This is a genomic window from Brucella cytisi, assembly GCF_038433355.1.
Classification (GTDB): Bacteria; Pseudomonadota; Alphaproteobacteria; order Rhizobiales; family Rhizobiaceae; genus Brucella; species Brucella cytisi.
This window is the reverse complement of sequence record NZ_JBCAUP010000013.1, coordinates 133,305-151,783: the sequence shown is the minus strand read 5'-3', so window position 1 is coordinate 151,783 and position 18,479 is coordinate 133,305. Positions and strand designations below refer to the sequence as shown.

Sequence of the window (18,479 nt, the reverse complement as noted above, 5' to 3'; positions counted from 1 at the left end):
GTGTCCCCAAAAGTGGGAACCGCTCTTGGCAGACAGCTTTCTTGTAACTGAAAGGATGATGCGGCTAGCCAGCACGGAGAGCCGCCGCAGAACGTGTCAAATAACGCGATCCATATCGATATCATGGTTGAAGCTGGCAACTGGCCGGATGAAACCGTCCTTGAAGGGCTCGTCAGAAAGTCGGTCGAGGCCGCCTGGGCCAATCTTGGCCTGAAAAGCGCGGCAAGTGAGCTCAGTGTTGTCTTCACCGACGATGCCTCGATCCAGAGCCTGAATGCGGAATGGCGCGGCAAGGACAAGCCGACCAATGTGCTGTCGTTTCCGGCGTTTCCGGTCAAGACCGGGGCGCAGCCGGGCCCGATGCTGGGCGACATCATCATCGCGCGCGAAACTGTCGAGCGTGAGGCCCGTGAAGAGGGCAAGCCGCTCGAAAACCATCTCGCTCACCTCGTCGTGCATGGCTTTTTGCACCTTTTGGGTTACGATCACGAAACCGATGCGGAAGCGGAGGTTATGGAGGGGCGCGAGCGTGAAATCCTTCATGCTCTTGCCATCCCCGACCCTTATGCTGTATCCGAATAAGACCTTAACAACGATTGACCATGGCTGATCAAACATCGCACCCCCCGTCCGCTGGCGAAAATCGCAGCGAGACTCAAGACGCCGAAGGGCAAAGTACGCAACGGCCCGTAGTGGCCGAGAAGCGTTCCCTCTTGTCTAATATTTTCCCATTCATGCGCTCGCGCCAATCATCTTCCCTGCGCGAAGATCTGGCCGATGCCCTTTCCAGCACGGCAAGCGAACAGGATTCAGCATTCTCGCCTGAAGAAAAGGCGATGCTGCATAACATCCTTCGCCTGCGCGAGATTCGCGTCGAAGACGTGATGATCCCGCGCGCCGATGTCGAGGCAGTGGAAATTTCCACACCGCTCTGGGAAGTGCTGGAGCTTTTCGAAAAATCCGGCCATTCGCGTATGCCGGTCTATGCCGAGACGCTGGACGATCCGCGCGGCATGATCCATATCCGTGATGTTCTCAATTACATTACCAAGCAGGCCCGCCAGAAGACCACGCGCCGTAGCAGCGCGCGCAGCAAGGCGACGGCCGAAGACAAGGCCGCCAAATTCGACATGGGCCGGATCGATCTCACCAAGACGATCGGTGAACTCAATCTAATGCGCAAGGTTCTGTTTGTGCCGCCATCCATGATGGCAAGCGGATTGATGGCGCGCATGCAGGCGACCCATATCCAGATGGCGCTGGTCATTGATGAATATGGTGGTACCGACGGTCTGGTTTCACTGGAAGACATTGTCGAAATGGTTGTCGGTGATATCGAAGACGAGCATGACGACGAAGAAATCATGATCGCCGAAGAAGCCGATGGCGTGTTCGTTGTCGATGCGCGCGCCGATCTGGAAGAGCTCGCCGCGAAAATCGGCCCATCCTTCGAAGTCGGCGAACATGGCGAGGATGTCGACACAGTCGGCGGCCTCATCTTTTCGGTCCTGGGGCGTATTCCGGTTCGCGGTGAAGTGGTGCAGGCTATTCCGGGCTATGAATTCCATGTGTTGGAAGTCGATCCGCGCCGGGTGAAGAAAGTGCGTATTGTGCCGCTTTCCGCGGCTGATCGCCGTCGCCAGCAGCGTGCTGTCGTATCCGCCAAGCCGGGTGACCAGCCTATAGAGGCTGAAACCATAACCGACGCTCCCAAAGAGGCCTGATGATCGAAAGGCTGGCGGGGAAAATCATTCTTTCGAGCGGCTGGCGTCGAGCGTTGGCCGCTTTCCTGAGCGGTGCCTTCGCCACGCTGACCCAGCCACCCTTCGATGGTTTTGTGGCGGGTTTCGTTTCTTTCCCCATTTTGGTCTGGTTGATTGACGGGGCCATTGCGAAAGCGAATGCCGGACCGGTTCGCCGTCTGTTGCCAACGGCCATGGTTGGCTGGTGGTTCGGGTTTGGCTATTTCGTTTCCGGACTGTGGTGGATCGGCACGGCGCTGCTGGTTGATGCGGACCAGTTTGCCTGGGCCTTGCCGCTGGCGGTTCTAGGCCTGCCTGCATTTCTGGCTCTATTCTATGCGTTTGCAGCCATGGTTGCGCGCATCTTCTGGTCGGACGGCTTGGGGCGTATCTTCGCGCTAGCGTTTGGTTTTGCGCTGGCGGAATGGCTGCGTCTTTTCCTGTTCACCGGTTTTCCGTGGAATGCGATCGGCTATGCCATCATGCCGACGCCGCTGCTGATGCAATCGGTTGCCGTGCTCGGTCTGATCGGGATGAGCGCATTGGCCGTCTTTGTCTTTGCCGCACCGGCTCTGCTGATTGGTGGGCGGTTTGCCAAGACAGGCATTGTTCTCGCCCTGTTGCTGGTAGCAGTGCATGTCGGGTTCGGTGCCTGGACGCTTTCAAAAGCGCCGGCAATCGGTGAAGAAAAAGGAACGCTCGCGGTTCGCATCGTACAGCCGTCTATCGCCCAGGCCATGAAGTGGGATAATGCGGAGCGCCGGTCTATCTTCGACAAGCTGGTGTCGCTGACGGGCGAAGTGCCAGCGGAAGGCAAGCCGAAACCCGATGTGGTCATTTGGCCGGAAACGGCTGTTCCCTATATTCTCACCTCGACGCCCGAGGCTCTGTCCCGCATCGGCGAGGTTCTACAGGACGGGCAGATGCTGCTCACCGGTGCCGTTCGTGAAGAGAAGGCATCAGGGGGCGGTGAACCGCGCTATTATAATTCAATTTATACGATTGATGATCGTGGAGTGATTGTTGATGCCGCCGATAAGGTGCACCTCGTCCCCTTTGGCGAATATCTGCCTTATGAGAGTTTTTTGCGCAGGCTTGGACTTCAGGAAGTGGTGGAAATGCCGGGCGGGTTTACCGCCGGTGCGTCGCGTCGGGCGCTGAACGTCAAAGACGGCCAGACCTTTCTGCCGCTGATCTGTTACGAAGCCATTTTTCCGGATGAGCTTGGATATACGGGCCAAAGAGCCAGCGCCGTCATCAATGTAACAAACGACGCATGGTATGGCGATACGCCGGGTCCGTACCAGCATTTTCGCCAGGCACAGGTTCGCGCGGTGGAACAAGGGCTCCCCCTCATTCGTGCAGCTAACAATGGTCTTTCAGCTGTCGTTGATGCTTATGGTCGAATCACCGACGGACTTGCACATGACGCCGTCGGGGTCGTTGACGCTTACCTACCGTCATCTCGTGCACCATTTTGGGGCACGCCACATGGCTCACGACAATCTCTGGTAGCGCTGTTAACCTTACTCGTGTTGAGCATGGCTTTCCGACTGCCAATCGGCAGGCGTTTTCATTGACAGACTAATATTGTTACGATGTTATGGCGCGGCGGCGACGGTTTTTGCGGAAAATCGTCAGACTACCTCCCAAAACTTATTGTTATCGCTGTTCGGATGAACAGAGCATGAATGGAAGCTCGCAGCTGCGAGGAGTGACAGTTGTATGATTGAGAATAAAAAGAAGCCCAACCCAATTGACGTGCATGTCGGCAGCCGCATCCGTCTTCGTCGTAACATGCTGGGCCTCAGTCAGGAAAAGCTTGGCGAAAGCCTTGGAATTACGTTTCAGCAGATCCAGAAATACGAGAAAGGCACCAACCGCGTCGGTGCAAGCCGCCTTCAGGCAATCTCGGCAATTCTCAATGTCCCGGTTTCCTTCTTTTTTGAAGACGCACCAGGTTCCTCGAACCAGGCCGGTTTTGCAGAAGACAATGAAGCAACCTATGTGGTCGATTTCCTGAATTCCAACGAAGGTGTTCAGCTGACCCGCGCCTTCACGAAAATTTCAGATCCGAAAGTGCGCCGCAAGATCATCGATCTCGTAAAGTCGCTCGCTGCGGACGCTGACTGATTTCAGAATTCGAAAAGTGCAGTAAGCGCGGGACATAGACATGTCCCGCCGGTTTTTGCGATTTACAGTGCCTGAACAGGCAGAAAATGCCATCCGGAATGAATTTTCCTGCTGATGCGCTGTCGCAACAAGAATATGCATTGACGGTTTAATCCCAACTTCGCTAACACATTACCGTGCCCGGAACGCTGAAAGCCTGTTCCGGGCGCTACTGTGTTTCCATGGCGGAGATATTCTCCGTTGGATTTTCAAGAGGGGTTACCCGTGTCGCGCAGTTCTTATCTCTTCACTAGCGAATCTGTGTCCGAAGGACATCCGGACAAGGTTTGCGACCGCATCTCCGATGAAATCGTGGACATGATCTATAAGGAAGCGCGTCGCACCGGCGTTGATCCCTGGTCTGTCCGTGTTGCCTGCGAAACGCTTGCCACCACCAATCGTGTGGTCATTGCCGGCGAAGTGCGCGTGCCGGATACGTTCCTGAAGAAGAATAAGGACGGCACTGTCGCCCATGATGCTGCAGGGCATCCGCTGATCAATCCTTCGCGTTTCCGCTCGGCAGCCCGCAAGGCAATCCGGGAAATCGGTTACGAGCAGAACGGTTTCAACTGGAAGTCGGTGAAGATCGACGTGCTTCTGCATCCGCAGTCCGCCGATATCGCGCAAGGCGTGGACAACGCCGCCGATCGTCAGGGCGAAGAAGGTGCAGGCGATCAGGGCATCATGTTCGGTTATGCTTGCCGCGAAACCCCCGACCTCATGCCGGCCCCGATCTATTATTCGCACAAGATTCTCGAAAAGCTCTCCGAAGCTCGTCACAAGGGTGAAGGCGACGCAGGCAAACTCGGCCCCGACGCCAAGAGCCAGGTCACAGTGCGATATGAGAACGGCAAGGCCGCTGAGGTCACGCAGATCGTTCTGTCCACGCAGCATCTGGATGCAAGCTGGGATTCGAAAAAGGTTCGTTCGGTTGTCGAACCCTATATCCGTGATGCGCTCGGCGAGCTTCCGATCGCAGCCACTTGCAACTGGTACATCAATCCGACCGGCAAGTTCGTCATCGGCGGACCGGACGGCGATGCTGGTCTGACTGGCCGCAAGATCATCGTGGATACCTATGGCGGCGCCGCTCCGCATGGCGGCGGCGCATTTTCGGGCAAGGATACGACCAAGGTGGATCGCTCCGCCGCTTATGCCGCGCGCTATCTCGCCAAGAACGTCGTTGCTGCCGGTCTTGCCGACCGCTGCACGATCCAGCTTTCCTATGCCATCGGTGTGGCACAGCCGCTTTCGGTCTATGTCGATCTGCATGGCACGGGCAAGGTAGCCGAATCTGCGGTTGAGGAAGCGCTTCGCGAGGTCATGGACCTGTCGCCGACCGGCATCCGCAAGCATCTCGACCTCAACAAGCCGATCTATGCCAAGACCTCGTCTTACGGTCATTTCGGCCGCAAGCCGGGTCGTGACGGTTCTTTCTCCTGGGAGAAGACGGACCTGACCAAGGCTCTGAAGGCCGCGGTGGCGTAACTTTCTTGGCGGAAAGTTGCATCGCAAGCCGCTTGGCGTTATGTGTCCCGACGATTTTCGAGGAGCGCGGTCTTGGATCGCGCTCTTCTGCTATTGGAGCGCATCCCGAAAAGTGTGAAACGGTTTTCGCGCTAGATGCGCGTCAAAACGAATAAATAGAACACCGATATGATGCCGACGGATAAAATATGACCGAAGAATCTCATCCTCTGCGCGGTGCCGGAAATTTCTTCGGCCGTCGCCACGGCAAGCCTTTGCGAAGCCACCAGAAGAACCTGTTCGAGGATCTTCTGCCGCGCCTCAAGATCAACGTCGAAAGCCCAGCGCCACAGGATCTGCGCACGCTCTTTGAAGCGAAGGTCGATGCAGTGCGTCTGGAAGTCGGTTTTGGCGGCGGTGAGCACCTGCACCATGAAACAGGCCGTTATCCGCAAACGGGTTTCATTGGCGTCGAGCCTTTCGTCAACGGCATGGCCAAGATGCTTGCGGCATTGGACGGGGAACCGCGGCCGAACCTGCGTCTCTACGACGAGGATGCGACGGCGGTTCTGGACTGGCTGCCCGATGCCTCCTTGTCGGGTATCGATCTCTTCTATCCCGATCCATGGCACAAGCGTCGCCACTGGAAGCGCCGTTTCGTCAGCGATGCCAATCTCGACCGCTTCGCCCGTGTCCTGAAACCCGGCGCGAAATTCCGGTTTGCGTCCGACATTGAACATTATGTCAACTGGACTCTCCAGCATTGTCGCCGTCATCCTGCATTCGACTGGCAGGCAGAAGGCCCGTCCGACTGGAACGACGCCTATGAAGGCTGGCCTGGCACGCGCTATGAGGCAAAGGCTTTTCGCGAAGGACGCCGTGCAGCCTATCTGACCTTCATCCGTCGTTGAAGCTACCAGCAGCGAACGGAATGAATCGAACAGCAGAAGCGGTCTTGAAAAAATCCGCTTCCGCTGGTATATAAGTCTCAAATTCTTGGTCGTTTGAACAAGAGTGGGTCCACCCGGTCCCGCTCTTTTTTGTTACTTACGGCTAACTTGAAGGGGCTTTCCGGCCTTTTGAAAGGTTTTTAGGTTGACGGAACAGGTTCAGGCAAACGAAGCAGAAACGCTCGCAGCAGGCGCGGATGAACGCATCATTCGCGAGACGGGTATTGATGCGAAAGTGGCTTCCATCATCGAGCCCGTCATCAATACGCTGGGCTTTCGGTTGGTACGCGTGCGCCTTTCGGGGCTCAATGGCCAGACCTTGCAGATCATGGCCGAACGTCCCGATGGCACGATGACGGTCGATGACTGCGAACTGGTCAGCCGTACGGTTGCCCCGGTTCTCGACGTGGAAGATCCCATCAGTGGAAAATACCATCTGGAGATTTCGTCTCCCGGTATCGACCGCCCGTTGGTTCGCAAGTCGGACTTTGCCGATTGGGCCGGTCACATCGCAAAGGTGGAAACCTCCGTCGTGCACGAAGGCCGCAAGAAATTCCGTGGTCGCATCGTCCTGGGGGATGCGGAATCGGTCGTGATCGAAAGCGACCAGATTTCCTACGGCAGCGAACCTGTCGTCCGCATTCCATTCGATCTGATTTCTGATGCACGCCTCGTGCTGACCGATGACCTGATCCGCGATGCGTTGCGCAAGGACAAGGCTCTGCGCGAAGGCCGCATTCCCGGTGACGACCTCGGTAGCGAAGAAGCGGGCGAGCAGTCCGATGAAACCGCATCGGGCGAAGCTGAAGATAAAGAATAAGTTTCTGGCGTCCGGCATCTAGAGGAGCCGGGTGCGACACCAAGGAGAGTCCAATGGCAGTCAGTGCTAACAGGCTGGAGCTTCTGCAGATCGCCGATGCGGTCGCACGCGAGAAGTCGATCGACCGCGAGATCGTTCTTGCGGCCATGGCCGATGCGATCCAGAAGGCGGCGCGTTCGCGTTACGGCCAGGAAAGCAACATCCGCGCGGACATCAATGCGAAGTCCGGCGAGATCAAGCTGCAGCGCCTGCTCGAAGTCGTCGAGCATGTCGAGGATTACGCGACGCAGATTTCGCTCTTCACCGCGCGCGATCGCAACCCGGACGCACAAGTCGGCGACTTCATCGCCGATCAGCTGCCGCCGATGGATTTCGGCCGTATTGCTGCCCAGTCGGCAAAGCAGGTCATCGTGCAGAAAGTGCGTGAAGCCGAGCGTGACCGCCAGTATGACGAATACAAGGATCGCGTTGGTGAGATCGTCAACGGCACCGTCAAGCGCGTCGAATATGGCAATGTGATTGTCGATCTCGGTCGTGGCGAAGCCATCGTGCGCCGCGATGAACTGATCCCGCGTGAAGCTTTCCGTTATGGTGACCGCATCCGCGCCTATGTCTACGATGTGCGCCGCGAACAGCGTGGTCCGCAGATTTTCCTGTCGCGTACCCATCCGTCCTTCATGGCAAAGCTCTTCACCATGGAAGTGCCAGAAATCTATGACGGCATCATCGAAATCAAGTCGGTTGCCCGCGATCCGGGTTCCCGCGCCAAGATTGCCGTCGTGTCGCGTGATGCGTCCATCGATCCGGTCGGCGCCTGCGTCGGTATGCGTGGCTCCCGCGTTCAGGCCGTTGTGGGCGAACTGCAGGGTGAAAAGATCGACATCATTCCGTGGTCGCCGGACGCTGCTTCCTTCATCGTCAACGCGCTTCAGCCAGCTGAAGTTGCCAAGGTTGTTCTCGATGAAGATGCTGAACGTATTGAAGTTGTCGTTCCGAATGACCAACTATCACTTGCAATCGGTCGTCGCGGTCAGAACGTGCGCCTTGCTTCCCAGCTCACCGGCTGGGACATTGACATCCTGACGGAAGACGAAGAATCCGAACGTCGCCAGAAGGAATTCACCGAGCGTTCGACGCTCTTCATGGATGCCCTCAACGTTGACGAGATGGTTGGTCAGGTTCTGGCCTCCGAAGGTTTCGCATCTGTTGAAGAACTGGCCTATGTTGAGCCGGGCGAAATCGCTTCCATCGATGGTTTCGATGAGGATACGGCTGGCGAAATCCAGGAACGTGCCCGCGAATATCTGGATCGCATCGAGAGCGAACAGGATGATCGCCGCAAGGAACTGGGCGTCGAAGACGAACTGCGCGAACTGCCGGGTATCACCACGGCAATGCTCGTGGCCGTCGGTGAAGACGGCGTCAAGACGATGGAAGACTTTGCCGGCTATGCCGTCGATGATCTGGTGGGCTGGCGTGAACGCAAGGACGGTGAAACCGTCGCTCATAGCGGTATCTTCTCTTCCTTCGATGTTTCGCGCGTCGATGCGGAACAGATGGTCCTGACTGCGCGTTTGAAGGCAGGATGGATCACGGAAGAAGAACTGGCATCGGCTCAGGAAGAAGAAGCCGAAGTCGGTGAAGAGGAAGCTGCTTCCTAAGAAGCGGCCGGAATAAAAAGAGCCGCATGGCTTCTTACGTCTGGTGTAATTCAGGCGTAAGCTATGCGGCTCTTGCAATTCATCCCTGAAAAAATGGTCGTCATTCATTCGAATTGATTGGCCAGTTCAGGTTTCGGACATGTTCCGGGTTGTGGTGGGGCTTATGCTCTGGTACAGCGCCCGCGTTACGTCCGACGTGCGGGCAGACCGCAATATGGCAAGACTGGAGTTCGCGTGGAGCAGGATATGAATGACAGAACCTGTATCGTCACGCGCGAAAGCGGTTCTGCCGATGATCTGATCCGTTTCGTGGCCGGTCCCGACGGTTCCGTGGTGCCGGACTTGAAAAGAACTCTGCCGGGCAGGGGGTGCTGGGTCAAGGCCGAGCGCCGTCTGGTGGATGAAGCGGTCAAGCGCAAGCTTTTTGCGCGGGCGCTGAAGGAAGGTGTAACGCCGCAGGCGGATCTTGGCGCGCTGGTGGACCAGTTGCTGACGAAATCTGCCCTTGGCAGCCTCGCGCTGGCTCGCAAGGCCGGGGCTGTGGTATCTGGCTCGACCAAGGTGGATCAGGCGATCCGCACCGGGACAGCCGCCATGGTGTTGCACGCAAAGGAAGCCGCCGCCGACGGCGTACGCAAGCTCGATCAGGCTCGCCGTGCCGTGGTGCATCTGGATGGTCCAGAAATCCCTTCTTTCACTCTTTTTACGGGGGAAGAAATGGATTTGGCATTTGGGGGCGGAAATGTGATACATGCAGCCGTACTTGAAGGAAAGGCGGCGGCCGGGTTCGTAAAGCGGGCGCTTATGTTGCATCGCTATCGCGGTGAAAGCGCATCGGACCCGGATTAGAGCGCAATTTTGGAGGGGCCTGGCAGACCCCGGATCGGATTGCGCGTTGAGGCGGATGACTGGAGTTTTATCCAACATGACCCGGTCACGTTGGATAAAGCTCGAGTAGAGCGGCCGGAGCCGCGAAGGAAACGGAAACGTAATGAGCGATAAAACGAACGACGACAAGACGCTGAGCGTTAATACGAAGAAGACGCTGACCATGAAGCGGCCGGGCGTCGAGCAGAGCACCGTGCGCCAGAATTTCAGCCACGGCCGCACGAAGGCTGTCGTCGTTGAAACGAAAAAGCGCAAATTCTCGCGGCCTGACGAGAAGCCGGAAGTCGAGGCAGCGGCGCCGAAGCCAGCAGCTCCGGCACCTGCTGCTCCCGCGCCTGCGGCATCTACTCCTGCACCGGCACAAGCCGCGCAGCCTGCACAAGCCGCGCCGGTAGTGCGCGCGCCAGCACCAGCCGCCCCGGCACCGAAGCCAGCAGCCCCTGCTGCTCCGGTAACGAAGCCGCATGTCGCACAGCAGCGCCCGACACAGCAGCGTCCCGGCGGCCAACAGGCACAGCGTCCGCGCCCGTCCGACCGCTCCGGCATGGTGTTGAACACGCTGTCGCGCTCCGAAATGGATGCACGTCGCCGTGCGCTCGAAGAAGCGCAGGTCCGTGAAGTTGAAGAACGCGCACGCGCTGTCGAGGAAGCCAAGCGTCGCGCCGAGGAAGATGCCCGCCGCGCCAAGGAGCGTGAAGAATCTGCCCGTCGTCAGGCGGAAGAGGAAGCTCGCCTCAAGGCCGAGGCCGATGCCCGCCGCAAGGCCGAGGAAGAGGCTGCCAAGCGTATGCCGCAGCCCGAAGCCCGTACCGAGCGTCGCGACGATGCGCGCCCGGCACCGCAGGGCAATCGCCCGCAGCAGGCCGGTCGTCCTCAGGGCAATCGTCCGCCGCAAGGTGGCCGTCCGCAGCAGGGTGGCCCGCGCTCGGCTGCGCCAAGCCTTGCCGATGCTGCCCCGATCCCGGGCAAGCCGCTTCCGCAGAGCCAGCTTCGCAAGACTGTTGCATCTGACGATGACGACCGTCGTGGCGGTGGCCTGACTGCTGCCCGTCGCGGTGCTCCGGCCAAGCCGGAAGTTCGCGCGCCAAAAGTAGTCAAGACCGAAGATGATCGCCGTCGTGGCAAGCTGACCATCTCCAGCAATCTTGAGGATGAAGGTCGTTCGCGTTCGCTTTCGGCGATGCGTCGTCGTCAGGAAAAGTTCAAGCGTTCGCAGATGCAGGAAACACGCGAAAAGATTTCGCGTGAAGTGACCATTCCTGAAACCATTACGCTTCAGGAACTTGCACAGCGCATGACCGAACGTTCGGTCGATATCATCAAGTACCTGATGAAGCAGGGCCAGATGATGAAGCCGGGCGACGTGATCGATGCCGATATGGCGCAGCTTATTGCTGAAGAATTCGGCCATACCGTCAAGCGCGTTGCGGAATCGGACGTTGAAGAAGGCATCTTCGGTGTTGCCGACAACGAGGCTGCGCTGGTTTCCCGTCCTCCGGTCGTGACCATTATGGGTCACGTCGATCACGGCAAGACCTCGCTGCTTGATGCGATCCGTCACGCCAATGTTGTTTCGGGCGAAGCCGGTGGCATCACCCAGCATATCGGTGCTTATCAGGTCGAGCAGAACGGCCAGAAGATCACCTTCATCGATACGCCGGGCCACGCTGCCTTTACTGCAATGCGTGCCCGTGGTGCGCAGGCGACCGACATTGCCATCCTCGTGGTGGCTGCCGATGACAGCGTGATGCCGCAGACGATTGAATCGATCAACCATGCCAAGGCGGCAGGTGTTCCGATCATCGTGGCGATCAACAAGATCGACAAGCCGGCTGCCGATCCGCAGAAGGTTCGTACTGCTCTGTTGCAGCATGACGTCTTTGTGGAATCGATGGGCGGTGAAGTTCTCGACGTCGAAGTGTCGGCCAAGAACAAGCTCAACCTCGACAAACTGCTTGAAGCAATTCTGTTGCAGGCTGAAATTCTTGATCTCAAGGCTGATCCGTCGCGTACGGCTGAAGGCGTTGTCGTCGAAGCCCAGCTCGATCGTGGCCGTGGTTCGGTTGCAACCGTTCTGGTTCAGACGGGTACGCTGCATCCGGGTGACATCCTCGTCGCCGGTAGCGAATGGGGCCGCGTGCGCGCACTGGTCAACGACCGTGGCGAGCATGTGAAGGAAGCCGGTCCTGCGATGCCGGTGGAAGTCCTCGGCCTTCAGGGCACGCCGCAGGCCGGTGACCGCTTTGCCGTGGTTGCCAACGAAGCCAAGGCGCGCGAAATTGCCGAGTACCGTCAGCGTCTGGCCCGCGACAAGGCCGTTGCTCGCCAGTCCGGTGCGCGTGGTTCGCTCGAGCAGATGATGAACCAGCTCCAGGTGTCGGGCACGAAGGAATTCCCACTCGTCATCAAGGGCGACGTGCAGGGTTCTATCGAGGCTATCACCAATGCACTGGACAAGCTCGGCACCGACGAAGTGCGTGCACGTATCGTGCATTCGGGCGCCGGTGGTATCACGGAAAGCGACGTGTCGCTGGCCGAAGCCTCCAACGCTGCCATCATCGGCTTCAACGTCCGCGCCAACAAGCAGGCACGTGACGCAGCTGATCAGCAGGGCATCGAAATCCGCTACTACAACATCATCTATGATTTGATCGATGACGTTAAGGCAGCGATGTCGGGTCTCCTGTCGCCGGAACGCCGCGAAACCTTCCTCGGCAATGCCGAGATTCTCGAAGTCTTCAACATCACCAAGGTCGGTAAGGTTGCCGGTTGCCGTGTCACCGAAGGCAAGGTCGAGCGTGGTGCAGGCGTCCGCCTCATCCGCGACAACGTGGTTATCCACGAAGGCAAGCTCAAGACGCTCAAGCGTTTCAAGGACGAAGTGTCGGAAGTTCCGGCCGGTCAGGAATGCGGTATGGCGTTCGAGAACTACGACGACATTCGCGCAGGCGACGTTATCGAAGCCTTCCGCGTCGAACACGTTTCGCGCACGCTTTAGGTACTATCCCGCCGGGCTGCCGAGAGGTGGCCCGGCTTTTCATTATCCGGTCCAGAGGGTCTGACTCCCAGCTGGATTGTGGTAAGTTGCGTATTATTACGCCTGCCAATTTGTAGTCATGTTGTCGGACAGTCCTTCGCGGCTGGATGCCGATTGGCGGCTGTTTATCGAGGATTTAGCTATGGCACGTTCTCCAGATCCAAAAGGCTCAGGTGGCCTTTCCCAGCGCCAGCTTCGCGTCGGCGAGCAGGTGCGTCACGCATTGGCGCAGGTGCTTCAGCGCGGTGAAATTCGCGACGACCTTATCACCCATACCGTGATTTCCGTCTCGGAAGTGCGTATGTCGCCCGATCTTAAGATTGCGACCTGTTTCATCACTCCGCTTGGTAACGCCGACACGCAAGCGGTTATCAAGGCGCTGGCTGCAAACGCAAAGTTCATTCGTGGTCGCATAGCGCCAAGCCTCAGCCAGATGAAATATATGCCGGAATTCCGCTTCCGGGCCGATACGAGCTTTGACAATTTTTCCAAGATCGATGCGCTGCTCCGCTCGCCGGAAGTCGCCCGCGATCTTGGGCATGACGATGAAGAAGACCGGGAGGCAGACAAGGCTTCCCGCAATGGAGACGAATAAAGCATGGCAAGACGGGGCAAGAAAAAAGGTCGTCCGATATCCGGCTGGGTTATTTTCGATAAGCCGAAAGGGATGGGATCGACCGAGGCGGTCTCGAAGATCAAGTGGCTGTTCAACGCTGAAAAAGCCGGTCATGCCGGTACGCTTGACCCGCTTGCTTCCGGCATGTTGCCCATAGCGTTGGGTGAGGCGACCAAAACCGTGCCTTATGTCATGGATGGAACCAAGATCTACCGTTTCACGGTAAGCTGGGGCGAGGAACGCTCAACGGACGATCTGGAAGGTGTTGCCACCAAGAACTCCGAAAAGCGCCCGTCGCGCGCCGATGTCGAGGCATTGCTGCCGAACTACACCGGTGTCATTTCGCAGGTTCCACCGCAGTTTTCCGCCATCAAGATTGATGGCGAGCGCGCTTACGATCTTGCTCGCGAAGGCGAGACGGTCGAGATACCTTCCCGTGAAGTCGAGATTGACCGTCTGGAGATCGTTGGTATTCCGGATGCTGATCGCACCGAGTTCGAGGTCGAATGCTCCAAGGGCACCTATGTGCGCTCTCTCGCACGCGATATGGGCCGGGATCTAGGTTGCTACGGACACATTTCAGAGCTGCGCCGGATAGAAGTTGCGCCGTTCACGGAAGAAGACGCTGTAACACTGGCAGAACTTGAACAGGCTTGGCCGCCGCTTCCGCCCAAGGATGAGGATGGCAATGTCGTCGAACCCGCTCCGCGTCGCGACTTTTCGGCGATTGATGCATTGGTTATCGATACGGGAGCTGCTCTCGATTGTCTGCCGCAGGTGCCGCTTACCGACGATCAGGCGCAACGCGTGCGTCTTGGCAATCCGGTGATCCTGCGCGGACGCGATGCGCCTCTGGAAGCAGACGAAGCGTGTGTCACGACACACGGAAAACTGCTCGCCATCGGTTACATCGAGCACGGGCAGTTCAAACCGAAACGCGTTTTCACAACGGGCTGACGTTTCGTCAGAAGATCGCGATAAGGCGGCAAATTGAATTGAGACTGGCGTTCCCGCCAATTTTGCACTATATGCCCCTTCATCGATCGTGCGTAAAAGCATGTCAGATCGTGTAAATGGCCCGCGCTGGACGACATCCCGGCCCGGGCGTCTGGTTTTCCTCTCATCTAGAAAGGGTGTTACGATGTCGATTACTGCTGAGCGCAAGCAAGCACTTATCAAGGAATACGCCACCAAGGAAGGCGACACCGGTTCTCCAGAAGTACAGGTTGCCGTTCTTTCCGAGCGTATCGCCAACCTCACCGAACACTTCAAGGGCCACAAGAATGACAATCATTCGCGTCGCGGCCTCCTGAAGCTGGTTTCGCAGCGTCGTCGCCTTCTTGACTACGTCAAGGGCATCGATCAGGCACGTTACCAGGCGCTGATCGGCCGTCTCGGCCTGCGCCGCTAACGGTAAAATCGGGCGACGTCTCAAAACGTCGCCCATTTGATTTATTCGGCATTTTGTCGTGCGGATAGCCGCTTACAGATAAAATGCGACACTTGAGCATGTCTCCCAAAAGTGGGAACCGGTTTTGGGACAAAGACATGCGTAAAAACAAACAGATAGAGCGGAAGCGCGAACATATGTGAGCGCATCCGCTCTATCGGGCGAATGCCCGCTGGCATGAAACGACGCACCGGGTGCATTCCGTCATGCCGATGAAGAGCCAAAAGGCTCATGACCTGGACCAGTCATGGGGCAGGATTGCAGGCAGTTCGTGTCAGAGGATATTCGGGAGCGAATGTTCTGACACATAACGAACTTCCCGTTGTCTTGCCCGTGGCCCGTCCGCCAACCGAGGCGATGCCTTCAGGCGCTTTTGCGCGGCATCACCACATGAGGACAAGATATGTTCAATACCCATAAAGTAGAAATCGAATGGGGCGGTCGTCCGCTTACGCTCGAAACCGGCAAGATCGCACGTCAGGCTGACGGTGCAGTTCTCGCAACCTATGGCGAAACCGTTGTTTTGGCGACTGTCGTTTCTGCCAAGGAGCCGAAGCCGGGCCAGGATTTCTTCCCGCTCACTGTCAACTATCAGGAAAAGACCTATGCCGCCGGCAAGATCCCTGGTGGTTACTTCAAGCGTGAAGGCCGTCCGAGCGAAAACGAAACGCTCGTCTCGCGCCTGATCGACCGTCCGATCCGCCCGCTTTTCGTCGATGGCTACAAGAACGACACGCAGGTTGTCCTGACTGTTGTTCAGCACGACCTCGAAAACAACCCCGACGTTCTGTCGATGGTTGCAGCTTCCGCAGCGCTGACCATTTCCGGCGTTCCTTTCATGGGGCCGATCGGCGGTGCGCGCGTTGGTTACATCAACGGCGAATACGTCCTGAACCCGAATATCGACGAAATGCCGGAATCGAAGCTCGATCTGGTTGTTGCCGGTACCGCCGATGCTGTGCTGATGGTTGAATCGGAAGCGCAGGAGCTTTCTGAAGAAGTCATGCTGGGCGCCGTCGTTTTCGGCCAGAAGGGCTTCCAGCCGGTGATCGACGCGATCATCAAGCTTGCTGAAGTTGCTGCCAAGGAACCGCGCGACTTCCAGCCGGAAGATCTTTCGGACCTCGAAGCCAAGATGCTTGCCGTTGTCGAAAACGACCTGCGCGATGCATACAAGATCACCGAAAAGCAGGCTCGTTACGTTGCTGTCGACGCTGCAAAGGCCAAGGCGAAGGCTCACTTCTTCCCGGAAGGCGTGGAAGAGCCGGAATTCTCGGCTGAAAAATTTGCGACCGTCTTCAAGCATCTGCAGGCCAAGATCGTTCGCTGGAACATTCTCGACACCGGCAGTCGCATTGATGGCCGTGATCTGAAGACCGTTCGTGCAATCGTTTCGGAAGTTGGCCTTCTGCCGCGCACCCACGGTTCGGCGTTGTTCACCCGCGGCGAAACACAGGCGATCGTTGTTGCCACGCTGGGCACCGGCGAAGACGAGCAGATGATCGATGCCCTGACCGGCACGTACAAAGAATCCTTCATGCTGCATTACAACTTCCCGCCATATTCGGTCGGTGAAACCGGTCGTATGGGTTCGCCGGGCCGTCGTGAAGTTGGTCATGGCAAGCTCGCATGGCGCGCTATCCATCCGATGCTGCCTGCTGCCGACCAGTTCCCTTACACGATCCGTTCGGTTTCCGAGATCACCGAATCCAACGGTTCCTCCTCGATGGCGACCGTTTGCGGCACCTCGCTTGCTCTGATGGATGCAGGTGTTCCGCTTGCACGTCCGGTTGCCGGTATCGCCATGGGCCTGATCAAGGAAGGCGAACGCTTCGCCGTTCTGTCCGACATCCTCGGCGACGAAGATCACCTTGGCGACATGGACTTCAAGGTAGCCGGTACTGACAACGGCATCACCGCGCTTCAGATGGACATCAAGATTGACGGTATCACCGAAGAGATCATGAAGGTCGCTCTGGAACAGGCCAAGGGCGGTCGTGTTCACATCCTCGGCGAAATGGCGAAGGCTCTGTCCACGTCGCGTGAAGAACTCGGCGAATTCGCTCCGCGCATCGAAGTGATGAACATCCCGACCGACAAGATCCGTGATGTTATCGGTTCTGGCGGCAAGGTCATCCGCGAAATCGTGGAAAAGACCGGCGCCAAGATCAACATCGAAGACGACGGCACGGTGAAGATCGCTTCGTCGAACGGCAAGGAAATCGAAGCTGCCAAGAAGTGGATTCACTCGATTGTTGCCGAGCCGGAAGTCGGCGAAATCTACGAAGGCACGGTCGTCAAGACCGCCGACTTCGGCGCTTTCGTGAACTTCTTCGGCCCGCGCGACGGCCTGGTTCACATCTCGCAGCTGGCTGCCGACCGTGTTGCCAAGACCACCGATGTGGTCAAGGAAGGCCAGAAGGTCTGGGTCAAGCTCATGGGCTTCGACGAACGCGGCAAGGTTCGCCTGTCGATGAAGGTCGTCGATCAGGAAACCGGCAAGGAAGTTGTTGCTGAAAAGAAGGCAGAAGCCGACGCTGAATAAGCGTTTCTGCTACTGTAAATCAATCGAAAGCGCGCTCTTGTGGCGCGCTTTTTTGTCGCATGGGAATCAATTCAAGACCATGGATGAGCCATGATTACACCGGCACAACAAACTCTCTTTCTCCCCTTCGATCAGGACATTCTGGATATGCCCGAAGCGGGGCAATCCTTTCTTGCGTGTGGTCTTTCTGCGGATCGGCGTCTTGAGGACGAATGGAAACAAGCGCTCACCTTCCTCCAGCCCTGGCGCCCCGATTGGCTGGTGCTGGAAAAGGAGGGCTTCAAGACAGTTCCCAGATTGGGCGAGGAGAAGCGTTTTTCCGGCGGGCTACTGCTGCTCGGAAAACATCGCGGGCGCAATGAGGCGTGGTTTGCGGAGCTTCTGGCGCGTGTTGAGCCGGGTGGGTGGATTGCCGTGTCAGGCGACAAGAAGCTCGGCATTGACAGTTTTCGAAAATGGGCCAACAATATCGCCGAGATCAGCGACCGCATGTCGAAGAACCATGCCGTGGCGTTCTGGCTCAGACGACCAGCCGACCTCACCGATGAATTCATCGCGGCTCTGAAGCCGCTTGCGACCGATATTGACGATGTGTTCCGCACAGAACCCGGCATGTTCTCGCACGGTGTTATCGATAAGGGTTCGGCGCTGCTCGTGCCGCATATGGAAAAGATTGTTTTTGGTAACGTCGCCGATCTTGGCGCCGGTTGGGGCTATCTTGCGGCGCAATGCTTGAAGTTTGCGGATCGCATCAAGTCTATCGATCTCTATGAAGCCGATTATGAGGCGCTGGAAGCGGCGCGCGGCAATCTGGAGCGGCTTGGTGCATCAGTGCCGATCAGCTTCAACTGGTTCGATGTGACGAGTGAAAAGATGGCAGGCATCTACGACACCGTGATTATGAACCCACCGTTCCATGAGGGGCGGGTGACGGATGTTTCGCTTGGTCAGGCGTTCATTGCCGCTGCCGCATCACGCCTGAAGCCGGGCGGGCGTCTGCTTATGGTCGCAAACCGGCAATTGCCTTATGAGACGACGCTCAAAGGACTGTTCAAGAATGTGACTCTTCTCGAAGAGGCGAACGGTTTCAAAATCTTCGATGCGAAGAAATAAATGAAAAGGCCCCCGGAA

15 protein-coding genes are annotated in these 18,479 nt (G+C 57.5%); all 15 read left to right on the top strand.

Going from position 1 to position 18,479, the window contains the following annotated elements:
- Positions 1-93 precede the first annotated feature (93 nt).
- The 15 genes from ybeY to AAE521_RS14505 all read left to right on the top strand — a co-directional run bounded on the left by ybeY (position 94) and on the right by AAE521_RS14505 (position 18,461).
- A complete protein-coding gene (gene ybeY, locus AAE521_RS14575) occupies positions 94-582 on the top strand; it encodes an rRNA maturation RNase YbeY (protein WP_342061680.1) in 489 nt (162 codons plus the stop codon).
- A gap of 20 nt (positions 583-602) precedes the next feature.
- Positions 603-1,724 carry a hemolysin family protein gene (locus tag AAE521_RS14570; protein WP_029926167.1) on the top strand — a complete coding sequence of 374 codons (1,122 nt, stop codon included), beginning with the start codon at positions 603-605 and terminating at the stop codon, positions 1,722-1,724.
- Entirely contained in the window at positions 1,724-3,322 is a 1,599-nt protein-coding gene (lnt, locus tag AAE521_RS14565; RefSeq protein WP_342061679.1) for an apolipoprotein N-acyltransferase, read from the top strand. The genes AAE521_RS14570 and lnt overlap by 1 nt, the downstream gene beginning before the upstream one ends.
- A 145-nt stretch (positions 3,323-3,467) precedes the next feature.
- Positions 3,468-3,875, top strand: coding sequence for a helix-turn-helix domain-containing protein (locus AAE521_RS14560; protein ID WP_010657769.1), 408 nt, complete (start codon positions 3,468-3,470; stop codon positions 3,873-3,875).
- A 264-nt stretch (positions 3,876-4,139) separates the two neighbouring features.
- Complete coding sequence (metK, locus tag AAE521_RS14555; protein WP_342061678.1) at positions 4,140-5,402, top strand: methionine adenosyltransferase; 1,263 nt, start codon at positions 4,140-4,142, stop codon at positions 5,400-5,402.
- Between the two features lie 188 nt (positions 5,403-5,590).
- Positions 5,591-6,292 carry a tRNA (guanine(46)-N(7))-methyltransferase TrmB gene (trmB, locus tag AAE521_RS14550; protein ID WP_342061677.1) on the top strand — a complete coding sequence of 234 codons (702 nt, stop codon included), beginning with the start codon at positions 5,591-5,593 and terminating at the stop codon, positions 6,290-6,292.
- 184 nt (positions 6,293-6,476) lie between these two features.
- Positions 6,477-7,151, top strand: a complete 675-nt coding sequence (gene rimP, locus AAE521_RS14545) for a ribosome maturation factor RimP (protein WP_012090994.1) — start codon at positions 6,477-6,479, stop codon at positions 7,149-7,151.
- 53 nt (positions 7,152-7,204) lie between these two features.
- A complete protein-coding gene (gene nusA, locus AAE521_RS14540) occupies positions 7,205-8,812 on the top strand; it encodes a transcription termination factor NusA (RefSeq protein ID WP_012090993.1) in 1,608 nt (535 codons plus the stop codon).
- 234 nt (positions 8,813-9,046) lie between these two features.
- Positions 9,047-9,661, top strand: a complete 615-nt coding sequence (locus tag AAE521_RS14535) for an RNA-binding protein (RefSeq protein WP_226622371.1) — start codon at positions 9,047-9,049, stop codon at positions 9,659-9,661.
- Positions 9,662-9,803: 142 nt separating this feature from the next.
- The gene (infB, locus tag AAE521_RS14530; RefSeq protein ID WP_342061676.1) at positions 9,804-12,698 is read left to right on the top strand and encodes a translation initiation factor IF-2; all 2,895 of its coding nucleotides are present in this window, start codon (positions 9,804-9,806) and stop codon (positions 12,696-12,698) included.
- Between the two features lie 181 nt (positions 12,699-12,879).
- Complete coding sequence (gene rbfA, locus AAE521_RS14525) at positions 12,880-13,332, top strand: 30S ribosome-binding factor RbfA (RefSeq protein ID WP_342061675.1); 453 nt, start codon at positions 12,880-12,882, stop codon at positions 13,330-13,332.
- 3 nt (positions 13,333-13,335) lie between these two features.
- On the top strand, positions 13,336-14,310 hold the full coding sequence (gene truB / locus AAE521_RS14520) for a tRNA pseudouridine(55) synthase TruB (protein WP_342061674.1): 975 nt from the start codon (positions 13,336-13,338) through the stop codon (positions 14,308-14,310).
- A gap of 184 nt (positions 14,311-14,494) precedes the next feature.
- The gene (gene rpsO, locus AAE521_RS14515; protein ID WP_010657779.1) at positions 14,495-14,764 is read left to right on the top strand and encodes a 30S ribosomal protein S15; all 270 of its coding nucleotides are present in this window, start codon (positions 14,495-14,497) and stop codon (positions 14,762-14,764) included.
- A gap of 442 nt (positions 14,765-15,206) precedes the next feature.
- On the top strand, positions 15,207-17,348 hold the full coding sequence (gene pnp, locus AAE521_RS14510) for a polyribonucleotide nucleotidyltransferase (protein ID WP_342061673.1): 2,142 nt from the start codon (positions 15,207-15,209) through the stop codon (positions 17,346-17,348).
- A gap of 90 nt (positions 17,349-17,438) precedes the next feature.
- A complete protein-coding gene (locus AAE521_RS14505) occupies positions 17,439-18,461 on the top strand; it encodes a class I SAM-dependent methyltransferase (RefSeq protein ID WP_342061672.1) in 1,023 nt (340 codons plus the stop codon).
- Positions 18,462-18,479 lie beyond the last annotated feature (18 nt).

What these genes read in the sequence shown, in the direction of transcription:
- AAE521_RS14570 (WP_029926167.1), top strand. Translation starts at nt 603, where the DNA reads ATGGCTGATCAAACATCGCACCCCCCGTCCGCTGGCGAAAATCGCAGC.
- lnt (WP_342061679.1), top strand. Translation starts at nt 1,724, where the DNA reads ATGATCGAAAGGCTGGCGGGGAAAATCATTCTTTCGAGCGGCTGGCGT.
- AAE521_RS14560 (WP_010657769.1), top strand. Translation starts at nt 3,468, where the DNA reads ATGATTGAGAATAAAAAGAAGCCCAACCCAATTGACGTGCATGTCGGC.
- trmB (WP_342061677.1), top strand. Translation starts at nt 5,591, where the DNA reads ATGACCGAAGAATCTCATCCTCTGCGCGGTGCCGGAAATTTCTTCGGC.
- nusA (WP_012090993.1), top strand. Translation starts at nt 7,205, where the DNA reads ATGGCAGTCAGTGCTAACAGGCTGGAGCTTCTGCAGATCGCCGATGCG.
- infB (WP_342061676.1), top strand. Translation starts at nt 9,804, where the DNA reads ATGAGCGATAAAACGAACGACGACAAGACGCTGAGCGTTAATACGAAG.
- rbfA (WP_342061675.1), top strand. Translation starts at nt 12,880, where the DNA reads ATGGCACGTTCTCCAGATCCAAAAGGCTCAGGTGGCCTTTCCCAGCGC.
- truB (WP_342061674.1), top strand. Translation starts at nt 13,336, where the DNA reads ATGGCAAGACGGGGCAAGAAAAAAGGTCGTCCGATATCCGGCTGGGTT.
- rpsO (WP_010657779.1), top strand. Translation starts at nt 14,495, where the DNA reads ATGTCGATTACTGCTGAGCGCAAGCAAGCACTTATCAAGGAATACGCC.
- pnp (WP_342061673.1), top strand. Translation starts at nt 15,207, where the DNA reads ATGTTCAATACCCATAAAGTAGAAATCGAATGGGGCGGTCGTCCGCTT.
- AAE521_RS14505 (WP_342061672.1), top strand. Translation starts at nt 17,439, where the DNA reads ATGATTACACCGGCACAACAAACTCTCTTTCTCCCCTTCGATCAGGAC.